This window comes from Peteryoungia desertarenae (genome assembly GCF_005860795.2).
GTDB classification, from domain to species: Bacteria; Pseudomonadota; Alphaproteobacteria; order Rhizobiales; family Rhizobiaceae; genus Allorhizobium; species Allorhizobium desertarenae.
This window is the reverse complement of record NZ_CP058351.1, coordinates 218,708-239,683: the sequence shown is the minus strand read 5'-3', so window position 1 is coordinate 239,683 and position 20,976 is coordinate 218,708. Positions and strand designations below refer to the sequence as shown.

Here is a 20,976-nt window from a genome sequence, read left to right as displayed (position 1 = left end):
CTGAGGAGGAAGACATGAAGACTGCCGCTATGCTGAGTATCACCATGGGGCTCGCCCTTGGTGCAGGCGTCGTGAACGCACAGGAAATCACGCTGCGTTCCGCCGACATCCACCCTGATGGCTATCCGACCGTCGAAGCGGTCAAATATATGGGAGAACTGGTTGCCGAGCGTACCAATGGCCGTATCAAGATCGAGGTGATGAACAATGCAGCGCTCGGTCAGGAAAAGGATACGATCGAGCAGACCCGCTTCGGCGTCATCGACATGAACCGGGTCAACAGTGCGCCCTTCAACAATCTCGTGCCGGAAACGGTCGTCTTCGGACTGCCTTTCCTGTTTCGCGATACGGCCCACATGCACAAGGTCGTTGACGGCCCGATTGGCGATGAAGTCCTTGCGGCCTTCGAACCCCATGGCCTCGTCGGTCTCGCCTTCTACGATTCCGGTGCCCGCTCCTTCTATTCGACACAAAAGCCGATCCAGAGCCTTGCTGATCTCAAGGGGATGAAGGTACGTGTCCAGCAGTCCGATCTGTGGATTGCCATGATGGAAGCCTTCGGCGCCAACCCGACCCCCATGCCCTTCGGCGAAGTCTACTCCTCGCTCGAAACCGGCGTCGTCGATGCTGCTGAAAACAACTGGCCGTCCTACGAATCGTCGCGTCATTTCGAAGTCGCGAAGAATTACACGCTGACCGAACACTCCCTGACACCGGAAATCCTCGCCATCTCGAAGATTACCTGGGACAAGCTGTCTCCTGAAGACCAGGGCGTTATCCGTCAGGCCGCCAAGGATTCCGTGGGCAAGATGCGGGAACTCTGGCAGGCCCGCGAAAAGGCCTCGGAAGAAAAGATCCGCGCATCCGGTGCAAACATCATCACCGTTGACAAGGCCGAATTCGCAGCAGCCATGCAGCCGGTCTATGACAGGTTCATCACAGATCCGAAAATGAAGGATCTCGTGGCTCGCGTACAGGCCGTCGAGTAAGACTGATCGTGGCCGCTCCGTTCAGGGGCGGCCATGCTCTATTCTTCGGGGGAATGGGCCGCGCGGATGGCCCGGGAGGAATCCATGTCAAGTTTTATGGAGGCGGTCAGACCCGGCCTTCGCTTGTTGAGCACAGTCTGCCTTTATCTTGCCGGTCTTGGTGTGGTGATGATGACGGCAATCATCGGCTGGCAGGTCTTTGCCCGTTATGTTCTCAACGACACGCCGAGCTGGTCCGAACCCCTGTCACTTCAGCTCATGTCCTGGTTCATCCTGCTGGGGGCTGCCGTTGGCGTGCGGGAAAGTGTTCATCTCGGCCTCGATATTGTGCGCCATGCGATGCCGGCACCGGTCAAGCGCATCATGGACCTCGTCAGCCTCGCCCTTGTCTCGGCATTCGGGGTCGCCATGTCGTTTTATGGTGCCAAACTCGCCATGGGCACCTGGACAGCCCGCATTCCGGTCCTCGGCTGGCCGGGTGGGGTCGACTTCTTTCCCCTGATTGCAGGGGGCGCTCTCATCGCGATTTTCGCCCTTGAGCGCTTTATTGATACCCTTATCGCCACACCGAAGACAGAGCCCGAACTCGAGGCCGAGGTGATCTGATGGCCTATACGATCCTTTTCGGCAGCTTTGCCTTCATGATGGTGCTCGGCATGCCGATCGCCTTTTGCCTCGGCATCGCCTCCTTACTCACCGTCCTTTACATCGGCATCCCGCCCATTGTCGTCTTCCAGCAAATGAATTCGGGCATGAATGTGTTTGCCATGATGGCCATTCCCTTCTTCATCTTCGCCGGGGATCTCATGGTGCGCGGCGGCATTGCCCATCGCCTGATCCGTTTTGCCGCAGGCTTTGTCGGCCATATGCGCGGCGGCCTTGGACAGGTGAACATCATTTCCTCCACGCTGTTTGGCGGGATTTCCGGTTCGGCTGTTGCCGATGCCTCTGCCATTGGCGGTCTGATGGTCCCGCAAATGGCTGCCCGTGGCTATGACCGAGGCTATGCGGTCAATGTGACCATCAGCTCGGCCCTCATTGCCCTGATGATCCCGCCCTCCCACAACATGATCCTCTATTCGATCTCGGCTGGCGGGACCGTTTCGGTGGCCGATCTCTTCACCGCCGGCATCATTCCAGGCCTCTTGCTGACCATCGCCCTGATGGTGACGGCCTATGTGGTTGCCCGCAAGCGCGGCTATCCGTCCGAACCCTTTCCGGGCTTCAGGATGCTCTCTCTGTTCTTCCTTGCCTCCCTGCCCGGTCTGCTTTTGATCGCGATCATCTTCGGAGGCGTTCGATCGGGCGTGTTCACGGCAACCGAAAGCTCCTGCATCGCCGTCATCTATGCGCTCTTCGTCGCTCTCCTCGTCTATCGCGAGCTCGACTGGTCCGGTTTTGTCGAAGCCGTGCTGGGCGCGGTCAAGACGACGTCGCTTGTCCTCCTGGTGATCGGCACGGCCGCTTCCTTTGCCTGGCTCATGTCCTTCCTGCAGGTTCAAAACACCCTGATCCAGCTGGTGAAGTCGATCTCGGACAACCCGACCCTCGTGCTTCTCCTGATCATACTGGTTCTGCTTTTCCTTGGCACCTTCATGGACATGGCACCCCTGGTCATCATCACCACGCCGGTCTTCCTGCCGATCGTGAAGGCCTTTGGCATTGATCCCGTGCATTTCGGCGTGATCATGATCCTCAATGCCGGGATCGGACTGATCACACCGCCTGTTGGAACAGTTCTTTTCGTCGGCTGTGCCGTAGGCAAGATCAGCATCCGTGAAGCCATGCAGACGATCTGGCCGTTTTTCGGGGCCTGTGTCGCCGTACTGCTGCTGGTCACCTTCATCCCCGGCCTGTCGCTGTGGCTTCCCAGCCTCTTCCGGTGAGGCCTTCCACCCTTTCTACTCCCCATGAAAGGGTCACTGGCGGGAGCTTCGGCTCCCGCCCTTTTTACCTTTCGTCAGAATGACAAGACAGATTGTGCAATCGAGGCATCAGATCGTCGAATTATGGTGATTTGGTCAAGTCATGAGCCGGTATAGACTGGACCGATCCATCCTCAAGATCCGGTGAGACATGACAGCCCCTGCTCCGTCCGAGAAAGCACTCGTTCCCTTCGTCAGCGTCGACAACATGATGCGGCTCGTCCATCATATCGGGCTCGAACGGCTGCTTTTCGAACTGACCGACGTGATTGAAGCCGACTTCTGCCGCTGGGAAGCCTTCGACAAGACACCGCGGATCGCCTCGCATTCGAGAGATGGTGTCATTGAACTCATGCCGACCTCGGATGGCGAAATCTATTCCTTCAAATATGTGAACGGCCATCCGAAGAACTTGGCGCTTGGCTTCCAGACGGTGACGGCCTTCGGGCTCCTGGCCGAGGTCTCGACCGGCTATCCGGTGCTCCTGACCGAGATGACCCTGCTGACAGCCCTTCGGACCGCTGCAACCTCCGCTCTGGCTGCCCGCCATCTGGCCCCGAAAGGCTCTCACACCATGGCCTTGATCGGCAATGGCGCCCAGGCCGAATTCCAGGCGCTTGCGATGAAGGCGGTTCTCGGCCTCGAAACCGTCAGGCTTTTCGACATCGACCAGCGCGCAACCGAGAAAGTCCTTCGCAATCTCGCCGGCTCGGGGCTTGACGTCATTGCCTGCAACAGTGCCGAAACGGCCATCGAAGGTGCCCAGATCATCACGACGTGTACGGCTGACAAACAATATGCCACGATCCTGACCGACAACATGATCGGTTCGGGCGTGCACATCAACGCCATCGGGGGAGACTGCCCCGGCAAGACCGAATTGCACCGGGACATTTTGCTGCGTGCCGACACATTCGTCGAATACCCGCCGCAAACCCGCGTCGAAGGCGAAATCCAGCAGATGGATCCAAATTATCCCGTAACGGAGCTCTGGCAGGTGATTGCCGGTCTTGCTGACGGGCGCCGGGAGGCAGGCCAGATCACCCTCTTCGACAGCGTTGGCTTTGCGATCGAAGATTTTTCCGCACTTCGCTATGTGCGCTCGCGTGTTCGCGAGACAGGCTTGTTTCAGGAAATCGACCTGATTGCCGACCCGGACGATCCGCGTGATCTCTTCGGCATGCTTCAGCGCTCGAACACGTTGAAAGACTGTGCCTAGAGTAAGTCCAGCAAAAGTGCGTCAGCGGTTTTGCGTCCGGACTGCGCCAAAACAAATAGATAGAGCGTTTCAGGTGATCCCGTTTTCACCGGAAACGCTTGTCTCAGCTTTAGCAAACTCTCAAGCATTCGGCAGCTAGACTGCGGGCATTGGACAACGGACCGAAACCGATGCAGCAGAACGAACAGGATCGCCTAAGAATTCTCAGAGATTATCAGGTTCTGGACACGCCATTCGAACTTTGTTTCGACCGCATCACCGAGCTTGCACGAACCGTCTTTGAAGCACCCATTGCCCTGGTTTCCCTGGTCGATGAAGATCGGCAATGGTTCAAGTCCTGCCTCGGTCTGACGGTGCGCGAAACACCGCGTGAGCTTGCCTTTTGCGACCATACGATCAGAGCTGACGAGGTTCTGGTGATCTCGGATGCCCGAAGCGATCTGCGCACGCGTGCCAACCCTCTGGTCACCGATGACCCCAGGATCGTCTTCTATGCCGGCGCCCCCCTGATCACGCCGGAGAAATACAGGCTGGGTTCGGTCTGCATCATTGATCGCAAACCGCGCTATTTCACCGACAAGGAGAAGAAAATCCTCAAGCAATTGTCGGGTCTTGTCATGGACGAGCTCAACCTGCGCCGCAAGGCGGATATCGACTGGCTGACGGGTGCTGCCTCCCGGGGCAGCTTCCAGTCGCTTCTGTCTCATCTGGCGCTCGGCAAGGATCGACCGACATCAAGCCAGACCGCAGTCATCGCGTTTGACATCGACCATTTCAAGCAGATCAATGACCGCTATGGTCATGCCAAGGGGGACGAGGTGCTGGTGGCCGTGGTCGCGGCCTGCAGATCTGTCTTGCGCGAATGTGATGTTGTTGCGCGAACCGGCGGCGAGGAGTTCACCGTGCTGCTTCCCGAGACCAGTCGGGGAACGGCAGAAATGATCGCCGACCGTTTGCGCAGGAGGATTGCGGATTTGACCTTCGGCAATTCTGATCAATCATTCCCGGTGACCGCGAGTTTTGGCGTCACCATGATGGATCACGATGATGGCGGGGTCGTAAGGACCATCGAGCGCGCCGACAAGGCACTTTACCGGGCAAAATCACAAGGACGCAATCAGGTCGTCTGCTATTGGCGAAACGACATGCAGGCGCTCGCCCCATCGGCGGCCTGATATCGGGACCGAAGCCTGTCGTGAGACGCCCGGCCACGGCAAGTGCAGCCGGACTTCGCAAGCCCAGTCTGGCGATCGATCCATCCGACACGAAGGACGACCGACGGGCAAGCCCGGGCTTGCCACCGACGCTCAGCCGTCGCCATGATCTACCAGCGGAAATTCAAGGCCCCTGTCAGCTTGTGCTGATCGGATCCCTTGCGAATGTCAAACTCATAGCCGGCGGAAAACGTGAGACCCGATGCGGTGACGGCTTCGAACGCCAGCCCGCCGACAAAGGCGTCACGCCCCATCTTCCTGCCGCTGGCGGCAAAGCCGGTGCCCAGAACCTCGGCACCTGCTTCATGGGTCAGTTCGACGATGTCATGGCGATAACCCATGGTCAGTGACGGGATGAGGCTCACACCGCTTTCCAGTGCAAATTCCCTGGACAGATTGAGCGCTGCGGTCACATGGGCCTGTTCATAAAGATCGTCGGGCGTCGAAAGCGGCAACACGGTTCCGCTCTCCTGCGCTCCATCAAAACCAAAGCCTCGATAGCCCAGGGAAAGCGAGGGCATCACTTGCGTTTCACCAAGTTCCATCGTCCGAAAGATCGACGCTTCGGCAAAGCCACCCCAGCCGTGATCCTTGCTGGCCAAAAGAGCTTGCGATCCCTGAACAAAGCCGATCTGTCGAGCCACATCAAGACGGCCATGAGAGACCCCTGCCCGGGCAGCAAGTTCCAGGCCGGCCCATGTCGTTTGTCCGAAGACGGCGGCCTGATAGGTTGCAAGATCGGCCTGACCGTTCCGCCCGCCCCTGACACCGGTTTCCTCATATCGAAAGGCCCCTCCCCACCAGCCGGTGTCGACTGGCAGATCCAGGCCAAAGGTAACGCCTGTGCTTGAGGCGTCAAAACTTCCGTGATCGCCGTCCCAACGGCCGCCTTTCGACCAGAAGCGAGCAGCATCGAGGCTTGAGCTCTCATCTCTTGCAAGTTCACCCTGATGCGACCAGATCGCATCGGCGAACCGTCCGACAGACATCACGGCGGATTGCCCGCTGTCGATATAAATCACCCCCGATGCCTGCTCGAGGCCCTGTGCCAGGCCATCGGCATTGGCCAGATAGAGACTGGAAAAAAGCGGTTGCAGGGCATCATCCGGACGAATGCCGGCGAGCGGACGCGACGCATCGATCGCCCGTCCGATCGAGACGGCAGCTGCACTTTGGCTGATACCATGAGCCGAAAGGTTTCCATAGGACAGGGGTGTCGTTGCCAGCAGAAGGCTCCCCGTTCCATAGACCACATCAAGACGTGTGCCGGCAGCAAGCCCGCTTCCCGGCTGTGTCAGACCGGCAAAGGAACCGGTGATCCTGCCGCTTGCAACATCGAGAAAGCGGACGCTGTCACCAAGCTTGGGCGTGAAATCATTGTTTGCCGCACCGGTAATACCCCGTAGAACGGGTGCCAGAGTGCCCCCGAGTGCCACGACCCGGTTCGCCCCGATCACGGAAATACGGTCGAAGCCGCCTGCACCATCCTGGGCGATGAGACCGTCGATCTCGACATTGGTCTGGCTGCCGGCTGCCAGCGTGAGGTCGCCATTGATGGTGAGCAGGCCTGGCGATTGTCCTGGAGAAAGCTGTCCGCGCGACAGGAGATTTGAAACGATCGTTCCATTGCCCGAGAGGATTGCATTCTGGCCAACCTCGACAGAGGATCCGCTCAGCCTGCCGTCGACCCGCAACTCCCCTTGATCAACGCTGACACCCTGCTGGAACGTGGCATTTCCGAGGAGGACGAGGGTGCCTTCTCCCGTTTTTTTCAGGGAACCGTTGCTGGTGACTGGTGTTGTCCAGACCTGCCGGTCACCCTTTTGACTTCCTGCCGCCGCGACAAATTCGGAAGCGCTATCGCCGTCAAGACCCGCCGGTCCCGAATCCAGCGCCCGATCAAGTCGCAGGAAACCCCGACCATAGATCTCGTCAATGCCGGTCGCGCCCAGATCCTCTGCGGTTTCGAACAGGATATTGGTGATCTGCGCCGGAGAATAGGTTGGGAACGCCTCGACCAGCACCGCGATGGCACCTGCAACATGCGGTGCAGCCATCGACGTTCCCTGAAGGGCGCGGTAGGTTCCGTTGGTATAGGTCGACACGATCGGGCGTTCGACGCTTTCGTCATTCGTGCCTCCCGGCGCAGCAAGACACCAGTTGGCCGCCACGCCGCATTTGTTGGAATATTCGGCAAGCACTTTTTGAGAATCGGTGGCAACCACGACAATGATCCGGCCTCGCCTGATGCCGTCCGCAGCCTCCGCCGCAGCCAGGGCCGACGCCGTCATGTCGGAGAAATCTGCCGTTTCGGATCCGGTATAGATCCGATGACCGGCAGAATTGGTCGCATAGGCGTTACCAGGCCGGATAAACGGGAAGAGACCGATGCCAGACGGGTTCTCTGCCGATACCGGTGCATAAACGCCGTCATTGCCTGCAGCGATCGTCAGGATCTGGCCGGCTCTCAACGCCGCACGCACCGCGTCTGCCTCATCTGCAAGATCGCCGGTGTTCCAGGTCATCGATCCATCCGGGATGATGGGGCCGAATGACCCATTGATGACCCTGACATCCGACTGCGTCGCCATGTAGCGGATCGCACTGCTCGTACCAAGGCCCAGAGGATCGGCCTGAACGCATCGATTGACGTCGGTCAGATAGGCATCACTCCCGCACAGCGCGAGAAACTGCGCGTTGTAGGTCGTGGCACCGATTGTGAAATTGTTGGCATTGTCCAGCCACCGGGAAGCGGGCAGCGAGAGCAGCGCCTGGATCGACAGAATGCTTGCGCCTGGCGCGACACCCTGCATGCCGAAGCCATTTTGGCCAGCGCCGATGATCCCCGACACATGGGTCCCATGTCCTTCTCCATCCTCAGAGGCATCAGCGGGTCTGACAAAGCCGGCAGAAACATCTTGGGCGGCAACCGCAGCATTGGGGTCAAACCAGTGGAAGAGAGAGGTGGAACGAGGATCGATCCGACCGGCGAATTCAGGATGGGAGACGCCACCGGCCGTCCTGTCTATTCCACTGTCGATCACGCCAACGACAACGCCCTTGCCGGTCAGGCCGAGATCGAGCGCTTTTTGTGCTCCGATGAGCCCGAGACCATAATTGCTATCGAATTCTGGGACGTTCGCAAGATTGACCGAATTGTCGGCGCCTGGTGGACGTGTGCGCATCTGTGCACTGTCAATTCCGCCAAAGGCATGCCCGGAGGCCTTGATCCGAGCAAGCCCATGGCTGACACCGATCGCCGTTGCAAGCCGGATCGGTTCTGCAAGCTCCGGGGCAAGCGCCATGGCCTGGCTTTGAACGGCCTGTGCCCGGAAGGGGGTGATCCGGGTGTTTTCGTAAACCGATGCGAGCAGCGAGGACTGTCCATGGGCGTGCGCAAGGCTCAGCGCATCGACAAGGGATTGGGACACGGCGTCCATCTTGACCGTGAAATGCTCCTCGGCCCGCACAGAACTGGGAGAAAGGGCGGTCGATACGAGAAGGGCACTCAGCATCAGAGCGTGAAGGGAATTTGCAGACATTTCGTCTCCTGGCATGCGAAAGGACGCAAGAAGACCTTCCCGGCCAGGCGGGACGCCGCCGAGTTGCTTCAAGATCCAGAATAGATTTGAAAGACTTAAAAGGTGATCTGAACCCTGATTGCAAGACATTCCAAGACCTGCCGATCGACCTAAACTGGGTGTAGATTGAGCTTGCAGAGCTTGAAGCACAGGAACGCATTGGAAGCCGCGGCAGGACATGTTCTGTCCGTTCTCTCGCCGCCTTGTTCGATACTGGCCCCTGAAAAGCATCGGGACCTGGCACAGGTCCTGTGCCGTCAAAGGGACCCTCCCAAATCTGCGAGTAGACGGAATCCCGACTTTGTCCTATCGCTGATCAGATGAAATCCAGCATCGAGCACATCCCGGTCAGGAAGCAGCGCGAGCTCTTGCGAGCCGTCGAGATCCTGCATGAGGAATTCGAGGATGCGCTGAAGGAAGGCTCGGCCGATTTCAAGAAGCGTGGCCGCATCCTGAAGATCATCCTGTTCGGCTCCTATGCCAGAGGCGGCTGGGTGGACGAGCCCTTCACCATGAAGGGCTATCGCTCGGATTTCGATCTGCTCGTCATCGTCAACACGCGCAAGCTCTGCGATTATGCCGAATACTGGCACAAGGCCGCCGACCGGCTGATCCGCGATCCGGCGATCGAAACACCCGTCAGCTTCATCGTGCATTCGAGGCGCGAGGTGAACACCTATCTGAAGGAAGGCCAGTATTTCTTCTCCGACATCCGCAGGCAAGGCATCATCCTCTACGAACTGGATGATGATCCCCTGCCTGAACCGGGGGTGCTGGCGCCGGAGGAGAGGCTCAGGGTGGGGCGTGAACACTACTTGCACCGCTTCTCGGCGGCAACAAAATACCACAAAGGTTTCCGGTTCTATTTAGCTGAACTCGATCTGCGAGAAGCAGCATTCCTTTTGCACCAGTCTCTGGAGCAAGCCTACGCCTGCGTCCTGCTCACCCTCACCAATTACGGTCCGCCATCGCACAACATCAAGTTCCTGCGCTCCCTTGCCGAAGAGCAGGATCGTCGTCTGGCGGACGCCTTTCCGCGTGACCAGCATCGCGAGCGCGCCTGGTTCAACACCCTGAACGAAGCCTATGTGAAGGCGCGCTACTCCCCGCATTTCGAGATCAGCGAAGAGGCCCTCACCTGGCTTGCCGAACGAACAGCCATACTGCTGGACCTCGTCAAGCTTGTCTGCGAAGAGCATCTTGAAAGGCTCAGACGCCAGACCGAGGCCTTGTGACAAGGATGTCGGGTCTGAGATGCTGCGTCCGTTCAATGCGGGCTGACGCATACCGACCTGTCGCCGTCAACGCCGTCTTCCCGACCTGGCGCAGCCACGCGATCTGAGCGACGCGCACGCCCGCAAGTGCACCCGTCAATTCGGGCTGGAGATGGCGGAGGGAGACAGTTGTCCAGATTTGGAACTTCACCTTCAACAGAGGAGCATGGGGAAAGTGGCAATAGCCGGGCGGGGAAAGTGTCAATAGAAAGGCGGGGAAAGCGTCAATAGAAAGGTGGGGGAACCATCAATAGCCTCCCGCAGAAGCTGTTGTGCCCTCTGAAGGCGCTGACGAATCCAGATCGGTCATCGCCGACATTCTCCTGTCTCCATGGCGACCTTTGCGGTCCAGGCCGGATCTTCAAGACCTGTTGGCGAAGGCTGTCCGCAGTCGCAGAGGCTCCCCGTTCTCGCCTGATCGCTGACCCCTTGCCCATCACCGCATGCTGCAAGCTGAGCCCGTGCAACGCGACCACTTCTTCAGACGATCATGATGTTTCATGCGCATCGGCTTCAACATGCGGTGATCCAACTGTGCGGATCAATGGCTGAAGATCAATCCATGGCGAGGGCGTTGATAGCGTCCGCGAAGCGGGTGTAATTTCGGGGGCGATCTGGCCCGAGAAAGCGGTGGAGATTTCGCTTTCGTTTTCCACGAGACATCAGCTGGGCGCCGGGCCCTGCGGAGAAGGTGGAGTTGCAAGACTTCAGCCTGACCGAAGGGAAGACCCGATGACAAACGACCGATTACCTCTTGCCGAGCCTACCGCAAGGAGTGGCCATCCTTGGACTTAGATGCTCTGCACAAGATGACGGCGATGATGACGCGAGACTTTCGCGAAGTCATGCAAATGGTTCGCAATATGACGTTCAATCTACTCGCACGTCATCGCGATGATCATGCAAGGAACCATGCATTCTTGATGGGTGCGCATGGGATGTCGAAGCTCGCGCCTGCCTATGATCTCACCTTCTCTTCCGGCCCTGGAGGAGACCATGGCGCTGCGGTCGCAGGCGAAGGACGCAACCTCGAAAGGAGCATCTGCTGCACGTCGCCCGCAACGCCTCGATCGCTGAAATGGACGCCCTCGAATTGATCGTCAGGTACGAGCTGCGGTCGATGCCTGGCCGAAATTCGCTTATGAGGCAGGACTTGCGCGGGAACGAAGAGGAAAACTGAATCGGGTTCTAAATAACCACCATTCGCGGACACCACACGCATGCATCCATTCAGCTGCCGACGGCGCTCTGCCGAAATTAGACAAGTCCCTTCAGGATGCTCACGATCCAGAAAGGGACAGCGGCCTTGAATCTTGCTGACCTTCAAACAATCGATTGCCCGGGAAGATTGCAAGGCGCGTATTCGAGCCCCCGATCCGCAATCATGTTTCATCTCCGGCACCATGCCCGTGCGTTCGCGATCTGCACCCGGTCGAGTGCCGTCTGAACCCTGGCGGCGCTTGAGAGACATGAAACGATTGGCGGCGGTGAACCCGAAAGCTCCAGGCTGATACGCATCGGCTTGCCTCAACAATTTATGGCAACAGCCGAAGCCTTCGTCACCCGGCGAAGCGAAATGCCAGAACCGTCCATGACACGCCTGACCCGATGTCTCTTGTCGGCGGCCTTGTTGTTCCGCAATCCGATCTGAGCCCTGACGAACGGGTCCGCCGATCTCTGAGGCCGGGCTCCACCGGCTTTCGGCCTGAGCCCGAGGCCTTGAAATCATCTGTACAAGCGTCGTTGGAAAGGGGTCGTTAACCTTTATTTTCTACTGATGAAGGCCCGGATCCGGGTGATTGTTCCTTCTTGTGCTTATGGTGTGTCATGCGTTCTCCAAATTCGAGCTATCCCAATGGTTTCAAGGGTTTGGAGAGAAAGCAGGAAGGGTCTGGAACAGGTGCGGAGAACCGGGGACAGGGCAGTTTCCGGCCCCAGGCAACCGACGAGGCCGCCGCCCTTGACATAGAGGGACGCGGTCAGTTGCCCGGCTGGCAAAGCGCCTTTGTGCTGGGGCCGAATGTCCGCTTCACCCGCACGCCGGATGCCGCCATCAAGGGACGCAACCCGCCCGAAGACGCAAGCCGGGCTGCAGCTGTCGGACCGCAGAAGAATGACGACCTGCCAAGGCCGCAGGCGTCGGTCAATGTGTCCCAAGCGGCTCTTGCCAATCCGGCGCCCGAGCCTCTTGTTTCTGCCGGCCTGACGAAGGAGCCTCCACTGGCAAAGCCGGCCTATCTACCGCAGCCCGCAGATGCGGTTGGTGCACGTGCGCTGACCTATCGCCTTCGCCGCGAACTCGCCAGGGCCGAGGAACAGGCAGGGCTGAAACCGGAAGGCAGCCCGCCGGAGGCAAGGCAAGCGCCGGGCGCGACAGTACCCGACCTCGTTCAGGCGGTCGTTGATCGCTCACGTCTGACGGACATGGAACCGACGATATCGCGCCCGATGGTGCCACCAAGAGTGCCACCGAGAGTGAGCCATGCATGGCTGCAGCCTTCCGGCCAGTCTGCACCCGGGGCCTTGACGCCTGCGGCACCTGTTTGCCCACAGCCATTTGCAACACCTGCAGCCTCGCCCGCTCGACAGGGCCTGAAACCTCTGTCGCCGATCGGCTCCGTGATACCGGGCGAGCTTTTGTCCGCAGATGCCTTCTTCGAAGCCCTGAGCATGACATGGGGGGCAGACGATGCCGATCCCGTGATGATGTCCACAGGGCAACATGCCCTGCCCGCTCCCAAACTGGCGAACGAGCCCATTCTGGGCCGGGCCGTGACCGCCTCTGACGCGCCTGTCGCACCAAGCACGCAAGACAGGACCGTATCGCCTCCGCCCGCGCTCGACAGAAGCTTGCCCGCTGAACAGGCTGTCCGACCCGAGGTGATCAGGCTCCGTCACCCCGAGACACCGGATGTCTCCGTCGTCGCGCTTTACCGGCAGGTGGAAGCCCGGGCGGTCCAGGCAGCGGTTGCAGCTCCATCGGGCGAGGCTGCCAGGCATCCCGGCTCTGCAGCAGCACAGGCTTTGCCACAACAGGCAGGCCCGATCCCGTCAACTGCCGCAGCCACGGTCGCTCCCGCCCCCGCACCTCTGCCCCAGCCTCAGGCGAACCGCCGTCTCCGGCCATCCGGCGGTCTGGAGTTTAACGCCATCGAACCGGGCGAATACGAATATCCGCCACTGTCGCTGCTGCAGGAGGCGAGGATAAGGCAGGCGACCGTCATGACGCCGGAGGCGCTTGAGCAAAGTGCCGGCCTTCTTGAAAGCGTTCTCGAAGACTTCGGCATCAAGGGCGAAATCATCGATGTGCGTCCAGGTCCCGTTGTCACGCTTTACGAATTCGAACCGGCGCCCGGCGTCAAGTCGTCCCGTGTCATCGGCCTGTCCGATGATATCGCGCGTTCGATGTCTGCCCTTTCCGCCCGTGTCGCCGTTGTTCCGGGACGCAATGTCATCGGGATCGAATTGCCGAACCCCGTGCGTGAAACCGTTTATCTGCGCGAGCTGATCGAAACCGGTGATTACGCCGAGACCCGCTTCAAGCTGCCGCTGTGTCTCGGCAAGACAATCGGAGGCGAGCCCGTCATCGCCGAGCTTGCCAAGATGCCGCATCTTCTCGTTGCTGGCACCACCGGCTCGGGCAAGTCGGTTGCCATCAACACCATGATCCTGTCGCTTCTCTATCGCCTGAAGCCGGAGGAATGCCGGCTGATCATGGTCGATCCGAAAATGCTCGAACTCTCCGTCTATGACGGGATCCCCCATCTTCTGACGCCGGTCGTGACCGATCCGAAGAAAGCCGTCATGGCGCTGAAATGGGCCGTCCGTGAAATGGAAGACCGCTATCGCAAGATGAGCCGTCTCGGGGTGCGCAATATCGATGGCTACAATGCCCGCGCTGCCGCCGCCCGTGCCAAGGGCGAGACGATCATGGCAAGCGTGCAGACCGGGTTCGACCGGTCAAGCGGCGAGGCCATTTTCGAGGAAGAGGAAATGGATCTGGCGGCGATGCCTTATATCGTCGTGATCGTCGACGAAATGGCCGATCTGATGATGGTCGCCGGCAAGGAAATCGAAGGGGCGATCCAGCGCCTTGCGCAAATGGCACGCGCCGCCGGCATCCATCTGATCATGGCGACCCAGCGCCCTTCCGTCGACGTGATCACCGGCACCATCAAGGCAAATTTTCCGACGCGTATCTCCTTCCAGGTCACATCCAAGATCGACAGCCGCACCATCCTTGGCGAACCGGGCGCCGAACATCTTCTCGGCCAGGGCGACATGCTGCACATGGTCGGCGGCGGACGCATTGCCCGCGTGCATGGCCCCTTCGTCGCTGATGACGAGGTCGAGAAGGTCGTGGCCCATCTCAAGATGCAAGGGCGCCCGGACTATCTCGGTACCGTGACAGAAGATGCTGACGAGGTCGATGACGAGGCAGAGGAAGACAGTGCCGTTTTCGACAAGAGCGCCATGGGTGAGGAAGACGCAAGCGACCTTTATGACAAGGCCGTCAAGATCGTGCTTCGCGACCGCAAATGCTCGACCTCCTACATCCAGCGTCGCCTCTCGATCGGCTACAACAAGGCGGCCTCGCTCGTCGAACGGATGGAACAGGAAGGTCTGGTCGGTCCGGCAAACCATGTGGGCAAACGCAACATCCTGCGCGGCCGCGACGGTGTGGAGATGCCGGTTGCCGACAATGATGATTGAGCTTTGCGGCGCCTGTTGCGAGAAGATGGGTTTTCTTTCGTCTTGATGACACCAGGTGAAAGAGGACTGACGGGTTGCCCCCCATGTCTCCATGGCACCTGGTTTTGACGGCAGGGCCGTGCTCGACACTTGCAACGACGTCCTGATGAACGTCACGAGAGGCTTTGTAGAGGGCCGGGATGCCGCTTCCGGAAAAGCGCCCGATGAGACGATCGGCTGGCGCGCTCCGGACGTCCTGGCGTTTCGTCGAGCTCGCAGGTCTGGCGCAGCAGTCAGGCGAGGCCTGCAGCTGCCTGTCTGCATGGCGACCAATCCCGATCACCTCACGACAACCATGCCCGGTCTTGCGACGGGCGAAGCTGTCAAGACGCAGGGGAACAAGGGCAGGCGCAGACATGAGGAGCGGGCCCGGTTGTCGGTTTCGGTCAACCGCCTCAGGGCAGTTCTCTTGAAGGCTTATCCCTTTCGCTCATGCTCACACTATATGTTGTGTATTCAGGTGTGGGAAAGAGTGCCAAGTATAGCTGCTTTTTTACAAGCAATGATTGCAAATACGATTATGCCTGTCAGTATTTGGAGGAAAGCAGATTCGCAGCAGGGAGTCTCTCAAAGAGCTCACCCAAGTACTTTGTTCACAAGTTTACACGAAGGGATCAGGAGCTGGGAACTCTTTTGTATCTGGTGCAAGAGAATTTTACGGAATTATGTAGCAAATGCCGCAAGATTTAATTTGCGTGGTTGGATCAAATACGAAGGTCGCCGAGGTTGATACGAAGCTCCGCCATTTGCAGTTCTGGCCGTTTTGGTCTGGAGCCGACAAGACAGATCAGGCCCGCATCTTCCAAGACACCCAAACTTCTCGAAACGTTTGGTTGCGGACGGTTAGCTAAACGCGACAACCGCGCAACGCTTTCTGGTTTGTACCGATGGATAAGTGCAAGAATTCGGCAATTTTCGGGGGTCAAAGCGCGAAGCACTTTTTCCGGGCAAGGCTTTCTGCAATCACGGACCATCAGACATTCCGCCGCCTGAACCATCACCGCCTTCGTTGTCGGGTTTTTCTTCCAGGAGTACTTGTTCAAGCGAGCAAACGGCTTCGATGAAAGCGGGAAGAGCCACAGCAACTCGTTCGAATTTATCACGGACCTTGTCAGTGAACTGATGGGGTGGATGCCCCCTCCGGCCGGCATCGGAGTATGATGCCTGCTCAGCGCCATGGTGGCGCTCACGGAGGAAAGGCAGATGACACAGGTGCATATTCTTGCGATCGACCTTGCAAAGCGGAGCTTCCAGGTCTGTGGGACGGATCGCGGCGGTGCGTGTGTGGATGCCCCGGTTTGGCAAGAAGAATTTTCTGACGCCTGTCTGCGGACGAGGAATTCTATCGGTCGTGTGTCAGGCCTCATAATGTGGCCTGAAGTAGCCACGGGCCGGGATGCAGTTCGAAGAACAGGGTCCACATCGGTTCAGAGAGCTTGATTGGCTCGAGCCCCGGGACTGGCTTACCCCATTCTGAACATTGAAGTCCTTTCCGCATCGTTCCGTCAGTCGATCTTCTCACCGGGGCTCATCACCCCAGGCATTTCCGCATTGCCACCCAAGGGAGGCAGCGGATCACGCCATCCTGTAATTCTGCTCCCTTGTCATCATCGCCCATATAATGCGCGCCATCTTGTTGGCGAGTGCGACGGCGGCGACCATTCTCGGTTTCCGGTCGAGAATGTGGCCGAGCCAATTATCTGGAAGCACGCCCTTGCGGACGATCCATCGAATAAGACTCATGGCCCCAACGATCAGTAATCTGCGAATATCGGTTTGTCCCATTTTGCTGACACCGCCCAGACGGGTCTTTCCACCCGTCGAGTGCTGTCTTGGAACGAGGCCGAGCCAGGCGGCAAAGTTTCGACCACTCTTGAAAGCACGAAGATCGGGTGCGAAGGCAAGGATCGCGCCGGCGGTCACAGGGCCCACGCCAGGAACAGTGCAGAGACGTCGCATGTCTTCATTCGACTTCGTGGCCTCGCGAAGCTTCAGGCTTAGTTCGTCGATCTTTTCGCTGAGCATCCCGATCTGATCCAGGTAGAGTTGGCCGATCACTCGAACACCATCCGGCAGATCAACAGCCTCCTCAGCCAGTATGCCTGCAACCGCACTGAGATTGGCAGGGCCTTGGGCAACGACTATTCCGAACTCCGCCAGATGGCCGCGCAAGGCATTAATGAGCTGGGTGCGCTGGCGCACAAAGCACTGGTGAGTGCGGAATGCTACTGCGCGTGCCTGATGCTCGGCGCTCTTGACCGCGACGTAGTGCATGTTCGGACGCAGCGCGGCCTCCGCAATCGCGGCTGCATCAGCCGCGTCATTCTTCTGGCGTTTGACGAACGGCTTCACATAGATTGGCGGGATAAGCCGTACGTCGTGGCCGTGACTACGCGCGAACCGGCCCCAAAAATGACTCGTGGCACACGCTTCCATCGCCACGATGCACGGCGACTGCTCACTCAGAAACTGCTGCAATCGAGCCCGCGACAGTACCCTGTTGAATAGAACCGCACCGCCGCGATCCGTCCCACAGACCTGGAAGCTCCGCTTTGCAAGGTCGATCGCAAGGATATGCACCTGTGTCATCTGCCTTTCCTCCGTGAGCGCCACCATGGCGCTGGGCAGGCATCATACTCCGATGCCGGCCGGAGGGGGCATCCACCCCATCAGTTCAGGTTTGTATTGGGACCTTCTTGTATTAAAACATCATAATTATACAGCTTGTACGGTATGATATTTTTAAGTGGGCGTCTTTTAAGCCAAAGTAAGCGACTTATAGGGTCCTTTGAAGATTTATAGATGCGCATGTTTGCAAACTTCGACGGCTTGGTACCGTTATCGGCATTCGCCTGATGGGGTACATCCTTTGTTAAACCGCAGTTCCTATCTCCGCTGCCCCTCGGCATTGGTGCCGATCGCATTGGAAGAAGAGCATGCCAAATCAAAATATTTCATCGCATCATTTTCAGAAGAAGATCTCGAAATTTTGCGACGAGCGCGTTGGGCCGGTTGCATCCAAACGGACACTGGAAAACATCAAACCATATCTCATCAGCTTCATCATCTGCCGGAAGTCACCACCGCTACTGAACGGACGGATCGACTGGGCTGCCGTTGAAGACGCCTGCGGAGTCCGCGATAAACTGACTGTCGATTTAAAGAAGCAGGTTAGCTTCGCATTTGACGCGGTCCGTCGGTGGCTGGGTGAAACGCCCATCGTAGAGGATGGTGCAGGTTCCCGTCGCAGTACCCGATCAAATTCGCCAGGTGCGATCGCTTCAACGCTGACCAAATCTTCAACCAGAAAGCCGCGACGAGTTGGCGATGACCATCGGGGAACCGGATCGGGCTCGAAGCGAACCGGACCACAACCAAAAGAAATCCAACCGTTCCCTGAGCCGTTGTTCGAGGCGACCGATGATCCGGTCAGTTTTCAGGATGCGCTGGTCTATCACATGCGCCGCTTCGGGGAGAGCTATTGGCAACTTTATCGCGCCGTCGTTCAGCTCGACGAAACATTCGACCACAAGACGCTTTTGTCCTGGATCCAGGGTGATCGGGTGCCAAGATCGGTCGCGAGCTTTAGGATCCTCTCTCGAATCGAGAAGCGATACCGATTGTCGGACGGGTATCTCAAGTCGAAGTTACCTCACCAGTCACGCTCTCTTCATGGCCACGACCTTGGCGATATCAGCCCCGCAGAACGTCGGCGGATTGCTCTGCACCTTCCGGACGACTTCGACAGGCTGCCGTTCAGCAAGCGAGAAGAGATCATCGACTGGGTGCGTCGGGTGATTATCTCCGGATCGACAGACTACCGGCGATATCAGGCGGCGGCCATCAGACAGCGTTACGCCATTCGTTTTCCAGGTATTACCTATGGGGGCATGGCGCCGTCACAGCAGCTACACTCCCAGTTCGCAGATGCGAATAAGAATGCGGCAGAGCCTTGTGAGGATCCAGACCTGCTTACCGGTGTTGTAGACGCACCTCCGCGACTGGCTATGGAAATGGCGGATCTGATCCGTTTCAAGACGTCCACATTGACGAAGATCGGATATCAGCGGAACGGGGTCTGGGGAGAAGAAACGGCTGCGCAGAAGATCGAACATCTCGGCCTGATGTTCGGGGCGCTCGCCGCCTCTCCAGACGGACCCGTCAAAGGCCGAGGCGTGCCGCTTGGCCAACTGACTTTCGGCCTGTTGATCTTTCCCGGTGTATGGGACTGGTATCTGCAATGGCGCGAGCAGCGGCGTGGTTTCTATACCAAGTGGGAGGAAGACATGCTGATGGTCGCCCAGGCGCTGACGCGCGCCGAGGTGGGCTGGATCCGGCAGCATCCGGACCTCTTGAGAAACGTCAGGCCGATTGAAGGTCTGGTGGCACCTGACGAGATAGAGCTTGCAACCCGAGACTGGCACAGTGCCTGCGACGCGTTTCACAGGCACGCGGCCAATAGGTCCAAGGAAATACAGCGGGTCATGCGGGTGCACCGAGACCCGTTCGAACCGATCATGGTCATCCTTGAGGCAGACAGCCCCTTGTCGGAATATCGCAAGATTACCGATGAGATTCTGAAGCGTATGCCGGATGAGCACCGCTATCCCCGTGCAGCCGCAGAAGCCGTGCGTTCTTTTCTTCTGCTTCGTATCGGTCTTCACCTCGGGCTTCGGCAAAAGAATCTCCGCCAGCTTCGTGTATGCCCGCGCGGCCATTTTCCAACATCGGAACGTCGTCTCGAAGACATGAGATGCGGCGAGTTGCGCTGGAGCGACAGGGATGGCGGCTGGGAAGTCCTGATCCCGTCGGTTGCCTTCAAGAATTCCGGTTCGTCGTTCTTCGGGCAGAAGCCCTTCAGATTGGTCCTCCCGGACCTGCTCGATCTCTACGAATATCTCGAGGCCTACATCAATCGCCATCGCGGTGTTCTGCTAGGGCCTGCAAAAGATCCCGGCACTCTGTTCGTCAAGACGGTGAAGAAAACCAGTCTGAATGCGGCTTACGACTCCACCACGTTCTATGAGGCCTGGCGGACCGTGATCCAACGCTATGGGATCTACAATCCCTATACCGGGCGCGGCGCCATCAAAGGCTTGCTGCCTCATGGCCCACACAATCTTCGCGACATACTGGCGACCCACATCCTGAAGCAAACCGGTTCTTACGAGCAGGCAAGCTATGCGATCCAGGATACGCCAGATGTGGTGCAGCAGCACTATGGCCGCTTTCTGCCGCAGGACAAGGCGGCCCTTGCCGCCCGGATTTTGAATCAGGTATGGGAAGCGGCATAGGTCCCGGCCCTGCCTTGATGGATATAGCACCAAGTGCTATATAAAGCGATGTCAGAACGAGTGTTCAAAACCGCGTGGTTTGCCAAGGCAGCGAAGAAGGCGCGCATCTCCGACAAGGTTCTGTCGGAGGCGATCCGTCAGGTCGCTCTCGGACAGGCCGACGACCTTGGCGGAGGCGTCTTCAAGAAGCGGTTGAACGACAACATGCACCGATCAATCGTTCTGGCAAAGACCGGGGAGTTCTGGGTGTTTGCCTATCTCTTCGCCAAGAAGGATCGGGCGAACATCGAGGACGACGAGTTGGTTGCGTTTCGAACGCTCGCCGATCTCTATCGGCGCAAGACGAAGGGCGACCTCGACGCTGAAATCGAGAGCGGTGCATTGCTGGAGATAGACCATGACAACTAGGCGCAAGTTCAAGAGCGATGCATTTGAGGCTATCCACAGCGCGGTCGAGGGTATGTATGCCGCTGGCACCATCGACAAGGAAACCATGAGAACCTTCGATGAGGACTGCCTGGTCACTCCACGGGAACTGACACCTGGTGAGATCAAGGCACTGCGCGAGAACAATCATGTAAGCCAGCCGGTCTTTGCCCGCTATCTGAACACCAGCCAATCGACGGTCCAGAAATGGGAGACCGGTGCCAAGCGACCGAGCGGACCAGCGCTCAAGCTTTTGTCGCTCGTGCAAAAACACGGGCTACAGATGCTGGCATGACCGGCAT

14 protein-coding genes are annotated in these 20,976 nt (G+C 58.5%); 11 read left to right on the top strand and 3 right to left on the bottom strand.

Annotated features, from left to right (window positions below):
- Nucleotides 1-14 precede the first annotated feature (14 nt).
- The 5 genes from FE840_RS18505 to FE840_RS18485 all read left to right on the top strand — a co-directional run bounded on the left by FE840_RS18505 (nt 15) and on the right by FE840_RS18485 (nt 5,308).
- Entirely contained in the window at nt 15-989 is a 975-nt protein-coding gene (locus FE840_RS18505; protein WP_138289491.1) for a TRAP transporter substrate-binding protein, read from the top strand.
- A gap of 84 nt (nt 990-1,073) precedes the next feature.
- Nucleotides 1,074-1,595 (top strand): TRAP transporter small permease, encoded by a 522-nt coding sequence (locus tag FE840_RS18500; RefSeq protein WP_138289493.1) that lies wholly within the window; start codon nt 1,074-1,076, stop codon nt 1,593-1,595.
- The gene (locus FE840_RS18495; protein ID WP_138289495.1) at nt 1,595-2,875 is read left to right on the top strand and encodes a TRAP transporter large permease; all 1,281 of its coding nucleotides are present in this window, start codon (nt 1,595-1,597) and stop codon (nt 2,873-2,875) included. Before FE840_RS18500 ends, FE840_RS18495 begins: the two co-directional genes overlap by 1 nt.
- Before the next feature lie 190 nt (nt 2,876-3,065).
- Entirely contained in the window at nt 3,066-4,133 is a 1,068-nt protein-coding gene (locus FE840_RS18490; protein WP_138289497.1) for an ornithine cyclodeaminase, read from the top strand.
- 170 nt (nt 4,134-4,303) lie between these two features.
- Nucleotides 4,304-5,308: a sensor domain-containing diguanylate cyclase gene (locus FE840_RS18485; protein ID WP_138289499.1), complete on the top strand. Its 1,005-nt coding sequence runs from the start codon at nt 4,304-4,306 to the stop codon at nt 5,306-5,308.
- A 149-nt stretch (nt 5,309-5,457) separates the two neighbouring features.
- Here the strand turns inward: FE840_RS18485 and FE840_RS21085 are convergent, their stop codons facing one another.
- A complete protein-coding gene (locus FE840_RS21085; RefSeq protein ID WP_171033810.1) occupies nt 5,458-8,889 on the bottom strand; it encodes a S8 family serine peptidase in 3,432 nt (1,143 codons plus the stop codon).
- A gap of 359 nt (nt 8,890-9,248) precedes the next feature.
- Between FE840_RS21085 and FE840_RS18475 the strand changes: the two genes are divergently transcribed.
- From FE840_RS18475 to FE840_RS18465, 3 genes are all read left to right on the top strand, one after another.
- Nucleotides 9,249-10,163 carry a nucleotidyltransferase and HEPN domain-containing protein gene (locus FE840_RS18475; RefSeq protein WP_138289502.1) on the top strand — a complete coding sequence of 305 codons (915 nt, stop codon included), beginning with the start codon at nt 9,249-9,251 and terminating at the stop codon, nt 10,161-10,163.
- 785 nt (nt 10,164-10,948) lie between these two features.
- Entirely contained in the window at nt 10,949-11,299 is a 351-nt protein-coding gene (locus FE840_RS20975; protein ID WP_425502238.1) for a HipA domain-containing protein, read from the top strand.
- A 730-nt stretch (nt 11,300-12,029) separates the two neighbouring features.
- Nucleotides 12,030-14,915, top strand: coding sequence for a DNA translocase FtsK (locus FE840_RS18465; RefSeq protein WP_246318937.1), 2,886 nt, complete (start codon nt 12,030-12,032; stop codon nt 14,913-14,915).
- A 743-nt stretch (nt 14,916-15,658) separates the two neighbouring features.
- Here FE840_RS18465 and FE840_RS18460 read toward each other — a convergent pair.
- Together FE840_RS18460 and FE840_RS18455 are read right to left on the bottom strand one after the other, a co-directional pair.
- Nucleotides 15,659-16,132 (bottom strand): HVO_A0114 family putative DNA-binding protein, encoded by a 474-nt coding sequence (locus FE840_RS18460; RefSeq protein ID WP_171033811.1) that lies wholly within the window; start codon nt 16,130-16,132, stop codon nt 15,659-15,661.
- Nucleotides 16,133-16,529: 397 nt separating this feature from the next.
- Nucleotides 16,530-17,543, bottom strand: a complete 1,014-nt coding sequence (locus FE840_RS18455) for an IS110 family RNA-guided transposase (protein WP_138289508.1) — start codon at nt 17,541-17,543, stop codon at nt 16,530-16,532.
- Between the two features lie 347 nt (nt 17,544-17,890).
- Between FE840_RS18455 and FE840_RS18450 the strand changes: the two genes are divergently transcribed.
- From FE840_RS18450 to FE840_RS18440, 3 genes are read left to right on the top strand one after another with little or no spacing between them, the layout of a single operon-like run.
- Nucleotides 17,891-20,248: a hypothetical protein gene (locus FE840_RS18450; protein WP_138289510.1), complete on the top strand. Its 2,358-nt coding sequence runs from the start codon at nt 17,891-17,893 to the stop codon at nt 20,246-20,248.
- A 48-nt stretch (nt 20,249-20,296) separates the two neighbouring features.
- Nucleotides 20,297-20,656 carry a type II toxin-antitoxin system RelE/ParE family toxin gene (locus FE840_RS18445; protein WP_138289512.1) on the top strand — a complete coding sequence of 120 codons (360 nt, stop codon included), beginning with the start codon at nt 20,297-20,299 and terminating at the stop codon, nt 20,654-20,656.
- Nucleotides 20,646-20,969, top strand: a complete 324-nt coding sequence (locus FE840_RS18440; protein ID WP_138289514.1) for a helix-turn-helix domain-containing protein — start codon at nt 20,646-20,648, stop codon at nt 20,967-20,969. The genes FE840_RS18445 and FE840_RS18440 overlap by 11 nt, the downstream gene beginning before the upstream one ends.
- Nucleotides 20,970-20,976 lie beyond the last annotated feature (7 nt).

Coding starts and splice junctions, on each gene's coding strand:
- FE840_RS18505 (WP_138289491.1), top strand. CDS start 15: ATGAAGACTGCCGCTATGCTGAGTATCACCATGGGGCTCGCCCTTGGT.
- FE840_RS18500 (WP_138289493.1), top strand. CDS start 1,074: ATGTCAAGTTTTATGGAGGCGGTCAGACCCGGCCTTCGCTTGTTGAGC.
- FE840_RS18495 (WP_138289495.1), top strand. CDS start 1,595: ATGGCCTATACGATCCTTTTCGGCAGCTTTGCCTTCATGATGGTGCTC.
- FE840_RS18490 (WP_138289497.1), top strand. CDS start 3,066: ATGACAGCCCCTGCTCCGTCCGAGAAAGCACTCGTTCCCTTCGTCAGC.
- FE840_RS18485 (WP_138289499.1), top strand. CDS start 4,304: ATGCAGCAGAACGAACAGGATCGCCTAAGAATTCTCAGAGATTATCAG.
- FE840_RS21085 (WP_171033810.1), bottom strand. CDS start 8,889: ATGTCTGCAAATTCCCTTCACGCTCTGATGCTGAGTGCCCTTCTCGTA.
- FE840_RS18475 (WP_138289502.1), top strand. CDS start 9,249: ATGAAATCCAGCATCGAGCACATCCCGGTCAGGAAGCAGCGCGAGCTC.
- FE840_RS18465 (WP_246318937.1), top strand. CDS start 12,030: ATGCGTTCTCCAAATTCGAGCTATCCCAATGGTTTCAAGGGTTTGGAG.
- FE840_RS18460 (WP_171033811.1), bottom strand. CDS start 16,132: ATGGCGCTGAGCAGGCATCATACTCCGATGCCGGCCGGAGGGGGCATC.
- FE840_RS18455 (WP_138289508.1), bottom strand. CDS start 17,543: ATGACACAGGTGCATATCCTTGCGATCGACCTTGCAAAGCGGAGCTTC.
- FE840_RS18450 (WP_138289510.1), top strand. CDS start 17,891: ATGCCAAATCAAAATATTTCATCGCATCATTTTCAGAAGAAGATCTCG.
- FE840_RS18445 (WP_138289512.1), top strand. CDS start 20,297: ATGTCAGAACGAGTGTTCAAAACCGCGTGGTTTGCCAAGGCAGCGAAG.
- FE840_RS18440 (WP_138289514.1), top strand. CDS start 20,646: ATGACAACTAGGCGCAAGTTCAAGAGCGATGCATTTGAGGCTATCCAC.